The sequence below is a fragment of the Flavobacterium celericrescens genome, from assembly GCF_011392075.1.
GTDB lineage: Bacteria > Bacteroidota > Bacteroidia > Flavobacteriales > Flavobacteriaceae > Flavobacterium > Flavobacterium celericrescens.
This window is the reverse complement of sequence record NZ_JAAJBV010000024.1, coordinates 1-312: the sequence shown is the minus strand read 5'-3', so window position 1 is coordinate 312 and position 312 is coordinate 1. Positions and strand designations below refer to the sequence as shown.

1 protein-coding gene is annotated in these 312 nt (G+C 41.0%); it reads left to right on the top strand.

The window, feature by feature from the left end:
• Positions 1-312 (top strand): hypothetical protein (locus G4L40_RS12880; RefSeq protein ID WP_166237591.1); only part of this gene is annotated, 312 nt, incomplete at both ends.

Below are 312 nucleotides of genomic sequence, written 5' to 3'. Positions count from 1 at the left end.
TAGTAAGTGTAACAGCAACAACAACACCAGCTTGTACTAACACCGCATCAGGAAGTGCAGTAGTTACGGTATTACCATTACCAACAGCTGCTATATCAGGAGCAACAACAATTTGTTCAGGCGCAACAGCTGTGGTTAGTTTCACAGGAACCGCAAATGCAACGATAACCTATACAGTTGATTCAGGAGCGAACCAAACTATTTTATTAGACGCAACAGGAAATGTGAGTGTAACTACACCGGTATTGACAGCAAACTCGACATATAATTTAGTAAGTGTAGCAAGTGCAACAACACCGGTTTGTAACAATA